General features: G+C 56.3%; 14 protein-coding genes. 7 read left to right on the top strand and 7 right to left on the bottom strand.

Going from position 1 to position 18,816, the window contains the following annotated elements:
* Positions 1-16 precede the first annotated feature (16 nt).
* The 4 genes from G3480_RS06190 to G3480_RS06175 all read right to left on the bottom strand — a co-directional run bounded on the left by G3480_RS06190 (position 17) and on the right by G3480_RS06175 (position 2,671).
* Positions 17-1,012 carry an ATP-binding protein gene (locus tag G3480_RS06190; protein WP_164652804.1) on the bottom strand — a complete coding sequence of 332 codons (996 nt, stop codon included), beginning with the start codon at positions 1,010-1,012 and terminating at the stop codon, positions 17-19.
* A gap of 80 nt (positions 1,013-1,092) precedes the next feature.
* Positions 1,093-1,356 carry a hypothetical protein gene (locus tag G3480_RS06185; RefSeq protein ID WP_164652803.1) on the bottom strand — a complete coding sequence of 88 codons (264 nt, stop codon included), beginning with the start codon at positions 1,354-1,356 and terminating at the stop codon, positions 1,093-1,095.
* 3 nt (positions 1,357-1,359) lie between these two features.
* Positions 1,360-1,752, bottom strand: a complete 393-nt coding sequence (locus G3480_RS06180; protein ID WP_206171518.1) for a DUF6573 family protein — start codon at positions 1,750-1,752, stop codon at positions 1,360-1,362.
* A gap of 139 nt (positions 1,753-1,891) precedes the next feature.
* Positions 1,892-2,671 carry a hypothetical protein gene (locus G3480_RS06175; protein WP_164652802.1) on the bottom strand — a complete coding sequence of 260 codons (780 nt, stop codon included), beginning with the start codon at positions 2,669-2,671 and terminating at the stop codon, positions 1,892-1,894.
* 722 nt (positions 2,672-3,393) lie between these two features.
* Here G3480_RS06175 and G3480_RS06170 point away from each other — a divergent pair.
* Genes G3480_RS06170 through G3480_RS06145 form a run of 6 tightly spaced genes read left to right on the top strand, consistent with a single transcriptional unit; the run spans position 3,394 to position 13,663 of the window.
* Positions 3,394-6,276, top strand: a complete 2,883-nt coding sequence (locus tag G3480_RS06170; protein ID WP_206171517.1) for an SNF2-related protein — start codon at positions 3,394-3,396, stop codon at positions 6,274-6,276.
* A 31-nt stretch (positions 6,277-6,307) separates the two neighbouring features.
* On the top strand, positions 6,308-9,532 hold the full coding sequence (locus G3480_RS06165; protein WP_164652801.1) for a site-specific DNA-methyltransferase: 3,225 nt from the start codon (positions 6,308-6,310) through the stop codon (positions 9,530-9,532).
* Between the two features lie 28 nt (positions 9,533-9,560).
* Positions 9,561-10,034 carry a PIN domain-containing protein gene (locus tag G3480_RS06160; RefSeq protein WP_164652800.1) on the top strand — a complete coding sequence of 158 codons (474 nt, stop codon included), beginning with the start codon at positions 9,561-9,563 and terminating at the stop codon, positions 10,032-10,034.
* Positions 10,035-10,038: 4 nt separating this feature from the next.
* Positions 10,039-10,236 (top strand): hypothetical protein, encoded by a 198-nt coding sequence (locus G3480_RS06155; RefSeq protein ID WP_164652799.1) that lies wholly within the window; start codon positions 10,039-10,041, stop codon positions 10,234-10,236.
* Between the two features lie 25 nt (positions 10,237-10,261).
* Positions 10,262-10,468 (top strand): hypothetical protein, encoded by a 207-nt coding sequence (locus tag G3480_RS06150; protein ID WP_164652798.1) that lies wholly within the window; start codon positions 10,262-10,264, stop codon positions 10,466-10,468.
* A 15-nt stretch (positions 10,469-10,483) separates the two neighbouring features.
* The gene (locus G3480_RS06145; protein WP_164652797.1) at positions 10,484-13,663 is read left to right on the top strand and encodes a DEAD/DEAH box helicase family protein; all 3,180 of its coding nucleotides are present in this window, start codon (positions 10,484-10,486) and stop codon (positions 13,661-13,663) included.
* Between the two features lie 21 nt (positions 13,664-13,684).
* Here the strand turns inward: G3480_RS06145 and G3480_RS06140 are convergent, their stop codons facing one another.
* The 3 genes from G3480_RS06140 to G3480_RS06130 form a co-directional block, all read right to left on the bottom strand.
* The gene (locus G3480_RS06140; RefSeq protein ID WP_164652796.1) at positions 13,685-14,464 is read right to left on the bottom strand and encodes a DUF1883 domain-containing protein; all 780 of its coding nucleotides are present in this window, start codon (positions 14,462-14,464) and stop codon (positions 13,685-13,687) included.
* Between the two features lie 6 nt (positions 14,465-14,470).
* Positions 14,471-14,878 (bottom strand): hypothetical protein, encoded by a 408-nt coding sequence (locus G3480_RS06135; protein ID WP_164652795.1) that lies wholly within the window; start codon positions 14,876-14,878, stop codon positions 14,471-14,473.
* A 67-nt stretch (positions 14,879-14,945) separates the two neighbouring features.
* A complete protein-coding gene (locus tag G3480_RS06130) occupies positions 14,946-15,545 on the bottom strand; it encodes a helix-turn-helix transcriptional regulator (protein WP_240905627.1) in 600 nt (199 codons plus the stop codon).
* Positions 15,546-16,602: 1,057 nt separating this feature from the next.
* Here G3480_RS06130 and G3480_RS06125 point away from each other — a divergent pair.
* A complete protein-coding gene (locus G3480_RS06125; RefSeq protein WP_164652794.1) occupies positions 16,603-18,714 on the top strand; it encodes an EAL domain-containing protein in 2,112 nt (703 codons plus the stop codon).
* Positions 18,715-18,816 lie beyond the last annotated feature (102 nt).

Genomic DNA, 18,816 nt, shown 5'->3' with positions numbered 1-18,816 from the left:
TGTTTGGTGGGGTGGGCTAGTGGCTGACGATCTCGGAACCGGCGCTCGCGTCGTCCGGCTCCGCATCGTTGAGCGAGGTCTGGGGTTGACGCCGGCTGTTGCCCTTCTTGCTGGGCTGTCCTTCGGCGGCGATGGCCTCGCGCTCCAGAATCGCGAGCTTGCGATCCCCGCAGTGCTCCGTCAGGGCTTCGAGATCCGCCGGCGTCAAGCGCGCGATCTGTGCGCTCTGCTGCCGCCACCACTGATTGAGCTGAGGCACGCTCTTGATCTTGCTGACCGCCGCTTTCAGCGAGCGCAGCGCCTTCTTGCTGTCCGCGACCGGATCAGACCCGGTGTCGAGCCACGCGCGGAGTGCTTCGCCGGTTGCGACGGTCGGCACGAAGTGCTCCCCGTCGAAGAGCTGCGTGCGATCTTTCGTCGCCGTCGCGACGTGACTATCGACCGCGAGATCCATCACCGTCGTGAACTCGTATTCGAGCCCGTCGCGCTGCACCGGGGCGAGTCCGATCTTGACCGGCTTCTTCTTGCCGTTGTCCTCGACCAAGTCATAGGCTGTCTTCGTGCGCATGGTCACGATGACATGCAGATTGCACCCGAGCAGCGTATCAACGAGCTGATTATGCTTCGGCGTTACTTCGCGCCAGGCCATGAACGAATTGCCCGAGCGGCTCGCGGCGGTGGCCTTGTCGTGCAGATCGAGAATGCCCCCGTCACCGCTCCAGGCGTGCGAGAGCGAGTCGATGATCAGCACGTCATAGCCGTCTTGCTCAGCTTGCTGCACCAGCTCGACATAGCGCGCGGGCGTGAACGGCGGCGACAGCGGGGCCACGTCATAGGGCGTGAGATCGGCGTACAGCTCGCCGGAGCCGCGCTCGGTGTCGATCAGCGCGATCTGGCCACCGGGTGCGAGCCCCTGCGCGATCAGCAGCGCGCTAAACGTCTTGCCCGATCCCGAGGGACCGCAGAGCGCCAGGCGCAGTTTCGCTTGGCGGCGTTCAGCTTTTCGGAACATACTGTTTTCTCCTAAGTGTTGTGCTCACTGCGTTTAGGAACCGAGTGCCTGGGGAGTACCAGTCCCCAAGCACTCACTCATCAGAAGGGTGACTCGCCGTCGACGACCATCAGTGCCCCGAGACGCCGGGGATCGACACCCCAGTACGGCGGCTGATCACCGATCGGCAGCGCGACTTCCGGGCTCGTCAGATACAGCACGACGCGCCCGATCAATGCATCGTCGCGGTCGAAGAACTGCAACTCTTGCCACCAGCACATCCGCTGACTGCCGTCGCTCAGCGGCGCCCCGTTGGCGGTCACTTCAATGCGCTCGACTTGATGCAGACTGACTTGCATCGACATGGCTCAATCCTCTCCGGGTAACAGAATCGTGATCACCGGCTCGGCGTCGTCGCCGGGGCCGATGTGCAGCGTGAGCTGCGTCAACTGCGGCGTCGTGCCATCACGCGGAACGCGCAGCACCTTGAAGGGCACGACTTGCAGATTGCCGTGGCGACCGGCTTCGAGACGCGCCATCGTCAGCACGTCCCAGAGTCGCCCCTGCTCGTCTTGACCAGCGTCTTCGCGGGGCCAGGCAACACAGTCACTCCAGACCGCCGCGGTAACAGCGACCGGAACCTTGAAGCCCGCTTCACGGGCCATGACCGAGACATCCATCAGCACGCCGTCAGCGAGCGCCTGAGCGCGCGTGTAGACGTGAATGACATCCGCCTCGGTAAACAACGGCGATAACGACATAGAACCTCCTGGGTTGATGAAGCACCGCTTGCACGGCGCAGGGAAACGCTCCGATCCCGGCTGGGGGATCGCCGCGCGAAAGAGAGAACGAGAAAGCAGACGAAGGGCGCAGGCCGGCGAAATGGCCTGACGCGGGGCGTTACTTGAAGACCGACAGCATGTCATGCGCGTCCTCGAGGATGCGTTGCGCATCGACGAGGCGTCGCAGCTCCTTGCGCAGCCGGGATTCGATCTGGATGAACGGCTCGTTATGCCCGCGCACGATACAGTGTGCGCATTCATGCACCACGAGATCGACCAGATCCCCGATCAGCCAATCCCTGCTGAAGTGCAGCGGGTTGAACAGGAGCTGAATCGCCTCGTCCTCGATCAAGAACAGCCCCTCGACCCGCTCATCGAAGGTGATCCCGGTCGAGACCGGGATGATCTGACCCGCATCCCCCTTGATCATGAGACCGTCTGCGTCGTTGAAGTCACTCCCGCGGCACTCGACCATCGTGTCCGTGACGAAGAGCCAGTGCACCGCATAGAACCAGCACCAGGCGAGCAGCTTCGTGTTAGCGCGTGCGAGCAAGCGTGCGATGCGCGGCAGCGTCATGATCTCGGGGCTGCGCACCGGGCGCTTCATCCGTAAGACCTTCTTGGTGAAGTGCAGATAGAAGTTGTCCGGGTAGTAGACCGCCAACCGCACCGCTTGAATCCGGTTGATCGTCTGAATGAAGGTGCGATCCATTGCCAGTTTCACCGGCACCGTAAACGGCAACACATCAGTGTGCGGGGGATCGTCACCCATCTTCTGAGCGGCGAGCGGGTTATAGATCATGGTGATGACATGTGCGGGGTAGGCTGGCTTGAGTGTTGTCTTGGGCGTCGGCTTCTTCGAGACGCCACTCGAGGTCAATGTCTTATCCGTCTTCATCCTGTACCTGATTGAGCGAGTGTTGACGTGAAGGCGCTAGGCTCAGTCTTCCTCCTGTTTCGCTCGTCGAGTTTCAAGCAAACAGACATGCTCGCTTGCGCTTGCCCGAAAAGCAGGCGCACGCATCCCTGAGGCGATGACCTCATCGAGTAAATCTGTCTAAGAGGGGAATAGAGCGAGCTGAACAGATGAGCGTCGCTGAACTTGGACTATGAGCAAAACCGGAATCAGTCATGCGCCAGCGCGACTGAGTACAGTCTATCACAATTCAGCGAATCGTTGAATGGCGCTAGCTATTCGTTCTAACAATGAAGAAGTCTCAAACACTCGACATCGACAGAGGCTAGATAAGTGAAAATCAATCGCCTTCTATCATTTGCCTAAGCGTCAGTGCGCTATTGCGATGAACTCGACCATTGATATTCTTCGCTCGCGGCTGGATCTATTTGACTTCTGTGCTTAAGCAAATAGGATTATTGCGGGTCTTATTGTCAGATGATCAATACGTCGCATCAGTAATCCACGATAGCCTGGAGTTGCGTGTCAACGTTGCGCGATCCCTTCGAGGGGAACGCCGCGCACAACGAGGCGAACGAAGGGGCTTGGGTGGTATTCTTGGTGTCCTCCAGCGCATCGCCTGCAGCGTCTCTGCAAGCGGTCTCGCTGCGCGACGTGCCGGTACGCGACCGGACGAACGGGGGGAGATCGAGCTAGCTCAGAAATTGACAGGAGTTGTCGCCATCATCACCGCATTTCACGCGAAATATTACGCGCACGAGCTGACCCGCCTCGCGTGCGGCGATGATGTCGATCGCCTGTCCACCTCGCTGTTCGACGCGAGCGTCGATCTCAACCCGCATCAGATCGAAGCGGCGCTCTTCGCCCTGCGCTCGCCGCTCTCCAAGGGGGTCGTGCTCGCTGACGAAGTCGGCCTGGGCAAGACGATCGAAGCCGGCTTGGTGCTGTGTCAGTTCTGGTCTGAGCGCAAGCGTCGGCTGATCGTCGTCTGTCCGGCGGCGCTGCGTCGTCAGTGGGCCGCCGAGCTTGCAGAGAAATTCAATCTCCCCGTTCAAATTCTCGACGCTCAGACCGTCCGCCAGCTACGTAAGACCGGGACGTTGAACCCCTTCGATCAGCGTGCCGTGCTAATCCTCTCCTATCACTACGCGAGTCGTCTCGAAGACGCGCTGCGCGCCGTGCCCTGGGATCTGGTCGTCATGGACGAAGCGCACAAGCTGCGCAACTCGCATCAGCGCAGCCATCGCATGGGGCAGACCCTGCGCCGGACCTTCGATGGTCGGCGCAAGCTGCTACTGACGGCGACTCCGTTGCAGAACAGTCTGATGGAGCTGTACGGCCTGGCGAGTCTGATTGATGAGCACCTGTTCGGCGACGACAAGGCGTTCCGCAAACAGTACCTCAATAGCGGTGCCGATCATGGCGAGCTACGCCAACGCCTGACACCTTTCATCAAGCGCAACTTGCGCAAGCAGGTTCTGGAGTACATCCGCTATACCGAGCGCCGCGCGATCACTCAGCCGTTCACCCCGAGCGATGACGAGCAGCGACTCTACGACGCGCTCTCGGCGTTTCTGCTGCGTGAAGAGGCGTTCTCGCTGCCGAAGCGTCAGCGCCATCTGACGACGCTCATCCTGCGCAAGCTTCTTGCTTCCAGCTCGCCAGCGGTTGCGGGTACGTTAGAGCGCATTCACGCGCGGTTGCTGGCGCTCCGCGACGGCCAGTTGCCCGAGAGCACGCTCATCGACGAGCTGATCGACGAGGACGATCTCGACGACGATTACCAGGAGGCACTCGAGGACGCCGAAGACGACGCTCAAGACACGCCAGAAGCGACTGAACAAGCTCGACTCGATGACGAGATCAGCGAGCTAGCGCAGTACATCGACTGGGCGCGTGCGATCCAGACCGATGGCAAGACGGCACAGCTCTTGACGGCGCTAGAGCTGGGGTTTCAGGCCATGGCTCAGACCGGCGCCGCGCGCAAAGCGATCATCTTCACCGAGTCACGCCGCACGCAGAGCTATCTGCGTGACTTCCTGACCGCGAACGGGTTTGCCGGAAAGCTCGTGGCCTTCAACGGCGACAACAAAGACACGGAAGCCACCGCGATCTATCAGCAATGGCTCGCTGACAACCAGGGTAACGACAAAGTGACGGGCTCGCGCCCCGTCGATCAGCGCACGGCACTGATCGAGCACTTTCGCGATGCCGCTGAGATCATGATCGCCACCGAGGCCGCGGCCGAGGGTGTCAATCTGCAATTCTGCTCCCTGGTCATCAACTACGACCTCCCCTGGAACCCGCAGCGCATCGAGCAGCGCATCGGCCGCTGTCACCGCTATGGTCAGAAACACGATGTGGTCGTCGTCAACTTCGTCAACACGCGCAATCAGGCCGATCAGCGCGTGCTGGAGCTGCTGACCGACAAGTTCAAGCTGTTCGATGGTGTCTTCGGTGCGTCTGACGAAGTGCTAGGACGCATCGAGAGCGGCATCGACTTCGAGAGTCGCATTCTCTCGATCTATCAATCCTGTCGCACCGAGACCGAGATCGAGCAAGCGTTCGCCGCCTTGCAGCAAGAGATGGAGACCGATATCGCCGCGCGCATGGACGAGACGCGACAACTGCTCATCGAGCACTTCGACGAAGACATCCACGATCTGCTGCGCCTTCAGCTCGATCGTGCGCGGGAACGTCTCGACGCGGTCGGCCGGCTCTTCTGGGCACTGACACGCTATGCCCTGGCCGAGCGCGCGACCTTCGAAGAGACGGCTCCCCGCTTCACGCTGCGCGAGCCACCGGACCCCGCGATTCCCCAGGGGCGCTATCGGCTCATTCGCGATCCCGCGAACGTCACCGACGATGGCAGCGAGCACCTGTATCGACTCACGCATCCCTTGGGTGAGCATGTGCTATCGGCCGGTCAGTCGGCGATCACCCCGCTCGCTGAGGTGCGCTTCGACATCAGTCGTCATCCCACCAAGCTCTCGGTGATCGAGGCGTTGAAGGGCGAGCGCGGCTGGCTCGCGCTCGATCTGCTTGCCATCGAGACGCTGCAACGCGAAGAGCATCTCGTCTTCACTGCCGCCACCGATGCCGGCGAATCGCTCGACCGGGAGACGTGCGAAAAGCTCTTTCACTGCGAAGCCGCCGATCACCCGACCCCGCTCGTCGGCATGACGACCCCGAGAGCACTCGAAGACAACGCGCGTCGTCAGGCCGAGGCCACGATCAGCCGCATCATCGACGCGAACAACCGTTTCTTCCAGGAGGAGCGCGACAAGCTGGAGAAATGGGCCGAGGACAAGATTTTTGCTGCCGAGCAAGCCCTGCAAGACACCAAATCCAAGCTGCGCGCCCTCAAGCGCGAGTCACGCCAGGCGGTCTCCACCGAGGAGCAGCATGCGCTCCAGGTTCGCATTCGCGAGACCGAGCGCGAGCAGCGTCGTCAACGTCAAGCGATCTTCGATGTCGAAGACGAGATCAACGATCAGCGCGACACGCTCATCGACGCCCTGGAGCAGCGACTCCAGCAGCGCACCGAGATTCAACGCCTGTTCACCATCCGCTGGAACGTGGTCTAAGCAGGATCACGCGACCGCACAAGGAAGCCCCATGAGCGAAGCCTACAAGAAACTGATCAAGACCCTGCGCACCCTGTTCGAGATGGACAAGGCCGATCTCGACTTCGGGATCTATCGCATCCTCAATCAGAAGCGCGACGAGATCGAACGGTTTCTTGAAAACGATTTGTTGCCGCAAGTGAAGGCGGCGTTCGCCGACTATGCGACTTCGGGCACGTCCGAGCTGCAAACGAAACTCGACGACGCGATCGAGCAGGCGACGCAGTTCGGGGCACCCAACCCCGAGCAAACCCCGGCCGTGCTCGCGATCAAAGCGCAGCTCGCGAACGCCATCGACTTGACGGCGGTCGAGAACGAGATCTACTCGCACCTCTATACCTTCTTCAGTCGTTACTACGACCAGGGCGACTTCATCTCGCAGCGCCGCTATAAGTCAGACACTTACGCGATTCCCTACGAGGGCGAAGAGGTCAAGCTCTACTGGGCGAATCACGATCAGTATTACGTCAAATCATCCGAGCATCTGCGCGACTACGCCTTCACCGCGCACGGCAAGGACGGCAAGACCGTTCGCATCAAGCTGATCGAGGCCGACACCGAGAAAGACAACGTCAAAGCCAAGAAAGACGAAGAGCGCCGCTTCGTACTCGATGCCGAGCAGCCGCTCGCGCTCGACAGCGACGAGCTGCAAGTGCGCTTTCACTACATCCCCGTCGGCAAGAAGAAACAAGATGCGCTCAACGCCGAGGCCGTGAAGACGATCTTCGCGCAGAAGGGCTTCGACGCCTGGCTCGACTTACTGCGCACCCCGGCCCCGACCGAAGCCAACCCCAAGCGCACGCTGCTCGAAAAGCATCTGAGCGACTACACCGCGCGCAACACCTTCGACTACTTCATTCACAAGGATCTCGGCGGCTTCCTGCGTCGCGAGCTGGATTTCTACGTCAAGAACGAAGTCATGTATCTCGACGACATCGACGACGCGAGTTTCGATGTCACGCAAGCGCATCTGCGCAAGATCAAGGTGCTGCGCGCCATCGCGCACAAGCTGATTCGCATGCTGGCGCAGATGGAGGACTTTCAGAAGACGCTGTGGCTGAAGAAGAAGTTCGTCGTCGAAACCAATTATTTGGTCACGATGGATCTCGTTCCAAACCAGTTCTGGTCGGAAATCCTTGAGAACAAAAAGCAGCTAGCAGAATGGAAGCATCTCTTCGGTATTAGCGATCTCTCAACACAATCACCTTCAGAAGCGCAAGCGTTTCTGGAGGCTCATCCAACTATCGCAATAGATACAAGTCATTTTAGTAGCTTCTTTCGTGATCAGCTAATATCGGCTATCGAAGATTTTGAATCTAGCCTGACGGGGATTCTTCTTCGATCTGATAATTTCCATGCGCTTGGTCTGCTCGTTGACTATCTGCAAAAGCAAGTCAAGTGCATTTACATTGATCCACCGTATAATACCAGCGCGAGTGCCATCTTATACAAAAACGATTACAAGCACTCATCGTGGTGCACGATGATGCGAGATCGTTTGTCAATTGCTAAGCATACGCTCAAGCTCGATGGTGCGATTTTTGTCAGTATTGACAAGACGGAAAGAACTGTCTTGGAGCACTCGCTTGATGCTGTCTTTGGAGAAGACAACCACATCGAAGAACTCATTTGGACGCAGGCTACCGCAAACGGGCAATTGCCGAACTATTCGACTAATCACGAGTATGTAGAGGTCTATGCGCGCAGCAGAACTCATGTCGAGCGTGATGCTGAAATGTTTCGCGAGCCAAAACCTGGCTATGCAGAGATGATGGATCTCATCATGCGCATCGGAAAAGATTACCCACCTGTCGACAAGATTCAGGTTGAGATTAAGAATCTCTTTAACGAGCACATAATAGAATACAAGAACGAGCTGGAGCTTGAAGGGAAGAATTTTGATGACGAAGCAAAGAGACAAGATCCCTGGAGAGGGATCTATCCATATAACAAAGCAGAATACAGGGATTCAAATGGCGCATTTGTTGATGAATCGATCGCGAGAGAAGCTAACGCGGAGATTTGGGTATGGAGTGAGATCAGTGCTGCCGCACCAGCTTCCAAGCAGTCACCGACAACCAAAGATCCAAATCATTTCAACTTCCGTTATTACAAACCGCCACATCCTGTTACAGGGAAAGTATGCTCATGCCCGAGAAGTGGATGGAAATTTCCTTACAAGCCAGATCCAAGCAAGCCATCTCGAAAAAGTTTTACAGGGCTCGCCCGGGATGACCGCATAGCATGGGGAAACGATGAATCTAAGCTGCCAAGAACAAAAGGATTTCTGCACGAAGTAGAAACGAATATTGGAACAAGCGTTTTCTACGAGTACAACGACGGCGAAAGTGAAATCACGGAAATGTTCGCCGAGTCTGGCTTGTTCTTATCTCCGAAAAGCTCAAGGTTCGTCAAAAAGTTTGTTGCGCAAGCCGCGAAGAAGGACGATTGGGTCATGGATTTCTTCGGTGGCTCAGGTAGTAGCGGGCATGCTGTCTTGCAGCAGAATCGTGAGGATTCCGGGAATCGGAAGATGGTGCTCGTGGAAATGGGCCATCATTTCGACGATCTGCTTGTTCCACGAATGAAGAAAGCAATCTATTCGTCGACTTGGAAGCAAGGCAAACCGAACGGTTCTGGGGCAAGGAGGCAGCTAATGAAGTATCAGCGTCTCGAATCCTACGAAGACACCCTCAACAACCTGCTGATTCGCTCCCGCAGCAAGGCGCAAGCTGACTTGCTCGACGACAACCCGGCGCTACGCGAGGACTACTTGCTCGGCTACTGGCTCGATGTCGAGACAGCAGAGAGCCCGTCGCTGCTGAACGTCGATCAGTTCGAAAATCCCTTCGACTACAAGCTGAACATCGCCACTGGCAGTGTCGGGGCCTTCAAGTCGACGCGCGTCGATCTCGTCGAGACCTTCAACTATCTGCTCGGCCTGCGCGTCAAGCACATCGACACCATTCGAGGCTTCAAGATCGTCACCGGGACGAATCCCCAGGATGAAAGCGTGCTGGTGATCTGGCGCACGCTGGCAGAGCACGACAACACGACGCTGGAAGCCTTCATGGAGAAGAGCAAGTACCACCCCCGCGACACCGAGTTCGATCACGTCTACGTCAATGGCGATCACACCCTCGAAGACCCGCACTCGAAGGTCAAGATGACCGAGATCGAGTTCAAGCGTCTGATGTTCGACGTGCGCGACCTTTGATCCGCGTCAAGAAGCTGGAGCACGATGCGTGAAGCCCAAAGTGTACGTCGAAACATCCATCATCAGTTACTTGACCGCCAGGCCGAGCAATGATCTCCGCGCGGCGGCCAACCAAAACACCACCATCGAATGGTGGGAAACACGGCGCACTCGCTTCGATGTCTTCGTTTCTGAGTTCGTGATTGTTGAGGCTGGACTCGGACACCCGGACGCCGCCGCGCGTCGTTTGGCGGCGATTGCCGATGTCCCGGAGCTGGAAGTAACCGAGGACGCACGAGCATTGGGCAAGCGTTTGATCAGTGAGGGACCGCTTCCGACCAAGGCCGAGGTCGATGCCTATCACATCGCGGTGGCGGCCACCAATGGCATGGATTATCTGCTGACCTGGAACTGTACCCACATCGCCAACGCCGCGATCCGTTCAAAGATCGAAGACACCTGCCGACGCTCAAGGATCGAGCCGCCGATCATCTGTACCCCTTTGGAATTGATGGAGGAGTGAGACCATGTGGCAAGATCCGATCGTGACTGAAACCCGCCAACTGCGTGAGCAGTATGCAGGGACGCTCGCGCATGACATCGACGCCATATTCGAGGATATCCGTTCGCGTCAAGGTCAAGCCGGCAAGCGCCTGGTCTCGTTTCCGGCGCGTCCCGTGCGTGCGTTGCAGCAAGCCGACAAGACAGGAAGCGCAGGCCAGTGACTCGAACTGATGGGAGTCGAAGATCATGATTGATTCCACACTGAAAGAGCTTTGGGAAACGAAGGATCAGATCGCCAGGGAGCATGATTACGATCCGGATCGTCTGGTGGAGTCCTTGCGCCGACAGCAGGGCCGCCGCGTCGTCGCGTCAACAGCAAAACCGAGCATCGGACGTCCGACGCACAGCGCAGACGCGCAATCAGACAACCGCCCCACGGCGAACGGGCAATGACACGATAGGATTCCCATGGCGCATTTCACGGAGAAGCTCGTTCTCGGGCGCTGGATGCTAGAGCAATTCGGCGTCGAGACCCTGGAGACGTTCAAGGGGTTGTTGTCGGACGCTAATCTGGTGGGCTTCGACGAAGAGAACACGTCGTACTTTCATCACGAGCTGATCAACAAGCCGTTTCGCGAGCGCTCGGTGAGCGACGACAGGCTACGGCTCTACGACGAGAACATCGTTCGTCACTGGCGACGCATCACCGAGCGTCGCAATCAGTCGGGAAGTACGCTCTATCCGCTCTATTTCCAGTATCTGACCCTGCTGTTCACCGAGCATTATCTTGATCGCTATTTCAGCGATCGAGCAGCGTTATGCGCCGATCTCAACGCCTTTCTAGAGACGTTCAACGCGAATCTGCCAGTGCGCGAGCGCATCGAGCCCTTTCGCGAGCAGGATCTCAACAAGCTAGCGATCTGGATCGCGACCAGTGGCGGCAAGACGCTGATCATGCAAGTCAACATCTTGCAGTTTCAGCACTACCTTGCGCGCGTCAATCGCGCCCGGGAGTTCAACAAGACGATCCTGCTTACCCCGAACGAAGGCTTGTCGCTTCAGCATAAAGCCGAGCTGGATCTCGCGGGCATCCACGGCGATCTGTTCACGAAAGACGGCGGCAGTTTGTTGACGCAGGGCGCGGTTGAGATCATCGACATTCACAAGCTCAAGGAGAAGTCGGGCGAGGTCACGGTGGCGGTCGATGCGTTCGAGTCGAACAACCTGGTGCTCGTCGACGAAGGCCACCGGGGCGCCGGCGGCGAAGACTGGCTGGCGAAGCGCAATCAGCTCTGCGAGAACGGCTTCTCGTTCGAGTATTCAGCGACGTTCGGGCAAGCGATCAAAGCCGCGTCGGGAAGCGATCTCGCGCCCACAAAGGCCGGGAAAGAGCCCTCGAAGCGTTATCGCCTGGTGCAGCAGTACGCACGCTGCATCCTGTTCGATTACTCCTACAAGTTCTTCCACGCCGACGGCTACGGCAAGGATCATCTGATCCTGAATCTGAGCGAGGAGCGGCTACAAGCCCAGCGTCAGTTGTATCTGAGCGCGTGCTTGCTGGCGTTCTATCAGCAGAAACGCCTGTTCGCCGACGAGCCCCAGACGCTGAAACCCTATCTGCTCGCTGATCCGCTGTGGATCTTCGTCGGCGGCAAGGTGACGGCGCAGAACGAAGCCAATGCCGACACCGTCAGCGACATTCACGCGATCCTGCAATTCATCGGGCGCTTCGTCGCGAACCGTCAGGGCGAGTCCGTGCAAGCCCTGGAGTTGCTGCTGACGCAGCAAGACGATCTGCGCGATCAGCGCAACAATCTGATCTTCGGCAAGGCGTTTCCCTACGTGCAAACCCGCTGGCAGACAACTGAAGCGGCAGAGCTGTTTCACGACTTGATGCGTGTCGTTTTTCGCGCAACTGGGGCGGGGCTGCTGCATGTCGTGCATCTCAAGGGCAGCGGCGGCGAGATCGGCTTGCGCGTCGGCGAGAACGACTTCTTCGGGGTGATCAACGTCGGTGACGCGGCGAAGCTCGTCAAGCAGATCGACACCGATCATGACCACAATCTCACCGTGACAGAGCAGAACTACGCGGCGTCGCTGTTCGAGCGCATCAACAAGCCGGACTCGACGATCAATCTACTCGTCGGCGCGAAGAAGTTCACCGAGGGCTGGAGTTCATGGCGCGTCAGCACCATGGGGCTGATGAACGTCGGACGCTCCGAGGGCTCCGAGATCATTCAGTTGTTCGGGCGCGGAGTGCGTCTCAAGGGCTACGACTTCAGTCTCAAGCGCAGTCGTCATCTGCATGCGCTCAAGCACCCCAAGCATATCGAGCTGCTGGAGACGCTGAACGTCTTCGGCATTCGCTCGGACTATATGAAGGAATTCGAGGAGTATCTCGAAGAGGAGGGGGTGGGCGATCCGACGAGCGAGCAGATCGTGCTGCCGGTGCTGAAACGGCTGACGCGCAACGATCTGCGACTCATCCGGCCCAACAAAGAGATTCCGTCGTTCCGCAAAGCGCAGCGACCGACGCTAGAGACCCCTCCAGCGACGATGGGGCGCGTGACGCTGAATTGGTATCCCAAGATCCAGGCGCGACGCTCGGCCGGCGCTGCGGCCGGCGTGGCGAACGTGGAGCTGCACGAGGGTAGCCTGGAGAGCCGACATCTCGCGTTTCTCGATGTCGAAGCACTCTACTTCGCGCTCGCGCAGTACAAGAACGAGAAAGCCTGGTACAACCTCCGGCTCGATCGTCAGCTCATCCCCACGCTGCTCGCGGACCCGAGCTGGTATCGACTGCTGATCCCCGCCGACCTGCTCGACGTGCGCGACTTCGAGCGCATTCGTGTTTGGCAAGAGATCGCGCTCGCGCTGCTCAAGAAGTACGTCGAGCGATACGTCGCCTTTCGCAAGGCCGAGTACGAGGGGCCCCACCTGGAGTATTACCCGCTCGACGAGACCGACGACAACTTCATCAGCGAATACAAGGCGACGGTCGATCTGACCGAGACCGTGTGGATCACGAAGCTCAACGAGCTGCGCGAGAAGCTGGAGGATCAGACCTTCCGGGATCGTTGGGCTTACGGCCAATTCGAAGCCTTCGACTTCTCACGTCATCTCTACCAGCCGCTGATCTATCTCGGCAAAAACGACGTGGTGAAGCTCTCCCCAGTCGCGTTGAACGAGGGCGAGCGCGACTTCGTTCAGGATCTCAAGCAGTACCACGGCAAGCACAGCGATTTCTTCGCTGACAAGGAACTCTATCTGCTGCGCAATCAAAGCCGGGGCAAGGGCATCGGTTTCTTCGAGGCCGGCAACTTCTTCCCCGACTTCATCCTCTGGCTCATCGTCGGATCGAAGCAATACGTCGCGTTCGTCGATCCCAAGGGTCTAGGGCGCGTGCATGGCTTCGATGACCCCAAGATTCAGTTCCATGCCAAGGTCAAAGAGATCGAGCAGCGCCTCGGCGATCCGAACATGGTTCTCAGCTCGTTCATCGTCTCCAACACCTACCGCAACGAGATTGCCTGGTGGGCGGATGGCGGCGCGACAGAGCAAGACTTCACGAGCAATCATGTGCTGTTTCAGCAAGAGGACAAGGATACGTATATCGAGACGCTGTTGAAGGAGGTGCTTCGGGCCTGAATATTTCGTCGCATAGAGTATTCACTCTTTGCTATGAATTAACTCCGCAATCTCTGCTGCAATTTCTTCTACTGTGTGAGTAGCCGTGCTCCGGGCAAGCTTATCTGCGAGCGATGGACTGTATTCTATTACCTGCTTCTTGGTGATGTTATGCCAAATTGGCAACAATATTTGTTCCCCGGTGTTTTGCCTGGTCACTAACCCGTCTAGCTCATAATTTGTCCATCCCTTTCTTAAGAACATTTCGGACAAAACAATCACGCCAAACTTACTAGTCGCGACTCCTCTATCAATCTTTCGCCTCAGACTGTCGCCAATTCTAAGCTCGAATTCGTCATACCAAACGGACAATCCTTTCTCTTTTAGTGCCGTGGCTAATGGGCGAACAACTTCATCTTTGTCTTCTGATGCGTGAGAAATAAAAACATCAAATTCTTTATCTATATCATCAGCGATTGGGATGTTAGGACTATGGTGGTCTTGATAGAGACTCGGTATAGAGGATAAAGGGGCTTCTGTAAATGCTGGTAACGGCCCTGGCAAGACATTCACAGACGCGCTTACTTGACCGGGGTATCCGCCAGTGTCAACCGCCACATGCCAGTGACCGGCGCGCGGAATTTTAAGCCGAACAGGGGATTTTGTAGCGTGCCCGCCATAGTATGTGTGTTTTCTTCCACTTTTATAGCTCTGAAAATTGGAACTATCCATCAAGCGAACATTTGCCGAATTTCCAGATAGAGTTACTTGGACTATTTCCCCACCTTTTCTATTCCCCAAATCTGTGTGGATAAATTTCATATTTAACTACTCTCCTGTAATTCCATCAAAAGTACCACCATCGATCTCAACATCATACCTAGAGGTTGATTCTGACCGCTCGCCCTCTGGAAATCTATCCCTTATGGCCTTGATTGTGCTTGCGGTTTCATTCTCGGTTCTGCGCCACAATGCCAGCAAGACAAAGCTAGACACAAATGAAACTGATGCAATGATAAAGAAGACATAAAAAACGCGGTCCGATTGAATTGGAGTTGAAGACAAAACGATGGCAAACGAAACAAATGTCGAGAGCAAGGCCAAGCCAAAGGTCAGGTAGAGAGAAGACGTACTGCCACGTTCCAATATTTTCAGCTCTGTTTCGTTTACAAAATACAAAACGACTTTGTGTGTTTTTGGTGTAATAACTTCCGATGTGAATTGTTGCATGCTCACATTAAAATACTCTCCTTCGAAACTGCCTAGGATTGAAGCGCCCTGTGCCAAGCCCCTGTGCCAAGCGTCAGTCCTTTTCACCTATATTTAATTTAATGATCTTTGGATTATCCGAGCGCATTAAAAAAATACTTGCTACGGGCCATTTTCCACCTTTAATGCCAGGGTATTCCTCGAAGGTTCTCAAAGCAAACACCCAGAAACCAAGAGTTTCAAGCTCTTTAATGAGTTGCGACAGCTCGAACGTGACTTTGATTTTTTGCCCAGCGTCTAAATCAGACCAGATTTCACCCCAGTCTTGGAGTGACTGAGCGGAGGAAGCCAATAGATCGGCTTCCTCCTCACTTTCCGGATTGTCGTGGTTAAAACGATATGCGTATGCGCCGCCTACAAGCTCGGCAAGCTTTGATCCCTCTTCGACGCGAAAGTAGACTTTCTCGTCTTCATCCCTGAAATCTGGTTCATTATCGTTAGCATCAAGATCTGTGGAATTCATTTCGAATGCAGAAGCTATGGCTTTCTTTGATTCTAATGACGCGATTCCAGTCTTTTCAATCCTCTGAATTGTACGAAGACTCACGCCGGCAATATCGGCGAGTTGATCTTGTGACCATGCTTTCTTGCCACGCAAACTCTTAATCAATTCAGCATTCAGTTTCATTTCCATACCCGACATCCGAGTTGTAGTTGAAGTGCAACGACATTCTGACGGGTTCTCGAAAATTCGGTTACGACATTCTGGTGCCAACCATGCGACACCGATGCGACAATTATGTGTTGAGCACTGCTCAGCCGGCTTCTTTCATCTACAATGACGATACCGCGAACACGCGCTCGACGAAAGCAGGCGCAGGGGCTCATTTTCAGGTAGACTCTCGCGACTGGACGTGTCGGTTATGCGCAGGTAAAGTGATGCTGAGACGCCAGGCTCCGAAGAACACGCGGGGAACGCATCTGCGAAGGGCGTAGATGCCTGTGAGTCTGAAAGAGTCAGTGTTAGTTCCGAGGTTTTGGGCGTGACGAAAACGTGACTCGGGCGAGTCACGTTGGGTCAGCGAGAGTCTGTTTTAGTCACGTTAGCGTGGGACTGGCTTGCGTAACTTATTGATTTGAAATAACTGCAAGTTTGCAGCTTTGTTTTGTAATCAGCAGGTCGGGGGTTCGAATCCGTCCGCCAGCTCCATGTTTTCAAAGGGAAATTTCTGTTCTAGTTTGGCGTTCTCGCCGAGCCTCTTTTCGCAGTAGGCGGTTGCGGGGGGGGGCTTAGGACGGGCTCCGATTGCTTCATTTGCGTAAAGGTTAGATGACCCCCTGCAAAGCCGGGGGGCTTACCTCGCTGAGTTACCCCCGCTGTACGACTTCTCCGCCATTCCTGCGGGACCGCACTTTAGTAAACCCATGCAGGCCAGGATAGGCGACTACCGTGAGGCGCATTGTTGTCGGCCACGTTTTTCTGCCGGATTCACCCACCGCGCTTGCAGTTGCCCGCGAGCGATGACGGTCTTGGGTCGGTTCAAGCGTCCCCAACGGGAGCAATCGGCCAGCAGCGAACACCAGACTTCAGGATTTTAGCGTCGGCAAGCGAATGCGCCCCACTCCCAATCTTCTTGCCAATTCATCTGTAAGTCCCGGAAAGCCCACCTGGATTATCGCTCTATTCCAGATTCCAGCGATATCGTCACCATGTTCGTTTAGCGATTTCTTTGATTGAATCCTCTAGTTTCATGAACCCTGCTGATGTCCGCGACGACCAACCTACTGAACTGGCAACCTCATTAGCCCTCTCGGAGCGTCGCCGCCGCGATGCCCAGCGGCTATCGGGCGTCGGTTTCTGGGAACTCAATCACAAAGCACAAACCCTTTATTGGTCGGAAGAGATCTTCGCAATCTATTCGCTGGAAGCTGGCACGATAGAGCCCAATTACGAGACCTTCGTTAGATTGATCCATGATGATGATCGAGAACAGGTTAAAGCCGCATACCTGGACTCTGTCGAATCCCATCAGGAGTACAACATCCGCTACCGGATCAAGGCGGGCGAATCAATCAGGTGGATAGAAGCACGCGGCGTCACCTACTACGACAGCGCGGGAAATCCTGAAAGGTCTATCGGCACTGCCCAGGACATCTCAGAAATTATCGAAGCTCAGGATGCGATCGAGCGCCTTGCATCACACGACGCTCTGACCGGGCTTCCGAACCGCAGTCTACTCGCAGATCGGCTGGATCAAGCGATTGCCCATGCTCGGCGTACGTCGCAACTCCTTGCCGTTTGCTATCTCGATCTAGACGGCTTCAAGCCGATTAATGACAACTTTGGTCATGCGACCGGCGATCTTCTGCTGATCGCTTTCGCCAACCGCGTGAAACAGGAATTACGCGAGGGAGATACGCTGGCTCGTCTTGGCGGCGACGAGTTTGTCATCACGCTGAACGGGCTCAGCAGCAGCATGCAATGCGAGCAGATCTTGCAGCGGCTGATGCGCATCATGAGCGAGCCTTACTTTGTTGAGGGCTTATCGCTAAAGGTCTCAGCAAGTATCGGTGTGACCATCTATCCGCTCGATGCCGCTGACGCGGACAGCTTGCTCCGTCATGCCGACCACGCGATGTACAAAGCCAAGAAACGCGGCAAGAGTACGTTCGAGCTGCATGACCATACACAGAACCTGAAGGTGCGGACTACCCGTGCGGCTCTCACTCGGTTCGAGGCGTCTCTGAAGAACAATGAGCTGGTCTTGCTTTACCAGCCACGCATTGATCTGCGTAATGGACATCCGGCGGGTTTTGAGGCCCTGGTGCGTTGGCCACTTCCACGAAACGGACTGGCGTTGCCGGCTCAGTTTCTTCCGCTCATCGAGACACGGGAACTCGCGATCTCACTCGACCGCTGGGTAGTCAAGTCCGCCATTGAGCAACATCTCGCGTGGCGCTCTAACCAGATTATCGTGCCGATCAGCATCAACCTCAGTCCCGAGATGATCCAGGATGCGACATTCCCTGCGTACCTGGCCGAGTTGCTGTCGGATTGCCCGGACGACGTGCCAGAGTTTATCGAGTTCGAGATTCTCGAGACCGGCGCCCTGGGGGATACCGACGAGACCGGTAAGACGATGTATGCCTGCATTGACCAAGGTGTGAAGTTCTCCCTTGACGACTTCGGTACAGGCTATTCCTCGCTGACTTATTTCCATCGCCTACCCATAGACTTGCTCAAGATCGATCGGACATTTGTCTGCAAGATGCTGGATGATCCCCGCGATCAGGACATCGTCGAAGGGGTCACTCGCCTCGCTGACGCATTGGGACGCCCCGTGGTCGCGGAGGGGGTCGAAAGCATTGAACTCGCTATCATGCTGCTGCAGATGGGCTGCCAATATGCACAGGGTTATGGTATCGCTATGCCGATGCCGCCAGACAGGGTTCCGTCGTGGCTAAAGCAATGGCGACATAACCAAGACTGGCATCGGTTAGGCGACATGCAAAACGGGCCAACAGCCCGCTATGACCTCAATGTCGCCATACTCAGCCATCGGCTTTGGATGGATAAGCTCAGCCGTTTCTGCAAGACCGCTAGTGACTCATTGGCACCTGAGATCGATGTCAGACAGCGCCAGTTTGCCCGTTGGTACCAGGGTATTGGTGCGGCCCGGTACCACAACCGCGCGACCTTTGGGGCAATTGATCTCCTTCATAAGGAGATCCATGGGGCAGCACAGACGTTGCGCTCCAAGATCCGCGATCTGTCGCCAGAAGCACGTCAGGTAGAACTCAACAAGATCTCCCAGAAGGGCGATGAGCTGACCAGCCTGATTATTGAGCTGGCATCGCAGTGATACCGCTGTCCAATGGCATGGGTCGCTAGTGGTCTTGAGTGAAAGTCCTAATACTGTTTCTGGGCGATCGATGGCATCCTACTCATCTGTCTTGAGTTTCGC

The sequence above is a fragment of the Thiorhodococcus mannitoliphagus genome (assembly GCF_010915725.1).
GTDB classification, from domain to species: Bacteria; Pseudomonadota; Gammaproteobacteria; order Chromatiales; family Chromatiaceae; genus Thiorhodococcus; species Thiorhodococcus mannitoliphagus.
The sequence above is the reverse complement of the archived record's forward strand: the minus strand, read 5'-3'. Positions and strand labels throughout refer to the sequence as shown.

Bases quoted from the DNA above. Each gene is read 5' to 3' on its own strand.
- G3480_RS06165 (WP_164652801.1), top strand. From the start codon at position 6,308: ATGAGCGAAGCCTACAAGAAACTGATCAAGACCCTGCGCACCCTGTTC.
- G3480_RS06140 (WP_164652796.1), bottom strand. From the start codon at position 14,464: ATGAAATTTATCCACACAGATTTGGGGAATAGAAAAGGTGGGGAAATA.
- G3480_RS06180 (WP_206171518.1), bottom strand. From the start codon at position 1,752: ATGTCGTTATCGCCGTTGTTTACCGAGGCGGATGTCATTCACGTCTAC.
- G3480_RS06185 (WP_164652803.1), bottom strand. From the start codon at position 1,356: ATGTCGATGCAAGTCAGTCTGCATCAAGTCGAGCGCATTGAAGTGACC.
- G3480_RS06130 (WP_240905627.1), bottom strand. From the start codon at position 15,545: ATGGAAATGAAACTGAATGCTGAATTGATTAAGAGTTTGCGTGGCAAG.
- G3480_RS06155 (WP_164652799.1), top strand. From the start codon at position 10,039: ATGTGGCAAGATCCGATCGTGACTGAAACCCGCCAACTGCGTGAGCAG.
- G3480_RS06150 (WP_164652798.1), top strand. From the start codon at position 10,262: ATGATTGATTCCACACTGAAAGAGCTTTGGGAAACGAAGGATCAGATC.
- G3480_RS06175 (WP_164652802.1), bottom strand. From the start codon at position 2,671: ATGAAGACGGATAAGACATTGACCTCGAGTGGCGTCTCGAAGAAGCCG.
- G3480_RS06145 (WP_164652797.1), top strand. From the start codon at position 10,484: ATGGCGCATTTCACGGAGAAGCTCGTTCTCGGGCGCTGGATGCTAGAG.
- G3480_RS06190 (WP_164652804.1), bottom strand. From the start codon at position 1,012: ATGTTCCGAAAAGCTGAACGCCGCCAAGCGAAACTGCGCCTGGCGCTC.
- G3480_RS06125 (WP_164652794.1), top strand. From the start codon at position 16,603: ATGAACCCTGCTGATGTCCGCGACGACCAACCTACTGAACTGGCAACC.